The organism is Stenotrophomonas nematodicola, from assembly GCF_009467805.1.
Classification (GTDB): Bacteria; Pseudomonadota; Gammaproteobacteria; order Xanthomonadales; family Xanthomonadaceae; genus Stenotrophomonas; species Stenotrophomonas nematodicola.
Window position 1 is genome coordinate 1 of the sequence record NZ_WIAY01000017.1, and the last position, 805, is coordinate 805.

General features: G+C 73.0%; 1 protein-coding gene. It reads right to left on the minus strand.

The window, feature by feature from the left end:
* Nucleotides 1–805: type VI secretion system Vgr family protein (locus tag GDJ08_RS19950; RefSeq protein WP_206147408.1), on the minus strand; the 805-nt coding region annotated here is incomplete at both ends.

Sequence of the window (805 nt, forward strand, 5' to 3'; positions counted from 1 at the left end):
TGCAGGTTCTGGCCGGCGTAGGCCACCGCGCTGGCCGGGGTGGTCCAGACGATGCGGTCCGGCGAGTCGGCCAGCAGCAGCGGCGCGGCGAAGCGCTCCACCGGGTCCTGGCCCGGGGTGCGGCCGCTGCCGGGCTTCATGCCGGACTGGCCGTTGACCTGTCCGCCGTATTTGCCCTCGGCGCTCGGGTCGATCCTGGCGCGCAGCTGGGCGGTGCTGGTGAGTGCGCCCAGCGGCGGCACGTCCTGCTTCTGCAGGGTGTCGTGCATGGCCTCCAGCGCCCGCTCGGCACCGCGCAGCTGCTCGATGGCCTCATGGCTGTCCAGCACGGTGGAGGTGGCGTCCTGGCGGGCGCTGGTGGACAGCAGCAGGCCCTGGCCGGCATGCACGTTGCCCCAGCCGTGGGTAGCCAGCTCGAAGCCCTGGCCGCGCAGCGCGCCCCGGCGGGTGTCGCTGTGGTCGATCAGGTAGCCCAGCTCCAGCCGGCTGTCGGCCAACGAGGTGTGCAGGCGCGTGCGCAGCTGGCCGGTGGTGTCGTCGATCACCCACTGCTGGGTGCCGCTGCCATCGTGAGACTGGGTGTGCAGGCCGCTGAGCACGCCGGGGTGCTGGGCGGTGTCGTCCAGGCCGCCGCCGAAGGGCGGGGCGACCTCGCCGTTGTAGAGCTGGCCGGTGATACGCGGCTGGTCGATGTCCCCGTGCAGGAACTCCACCAGCACCTCCGCGCCGATGCGCGGCAGGAAATGCGTGCCCCAGTTGGGGCCGGCCACCCACTCGGCCACCGGCACCCAGCTGCCGCTGGTCT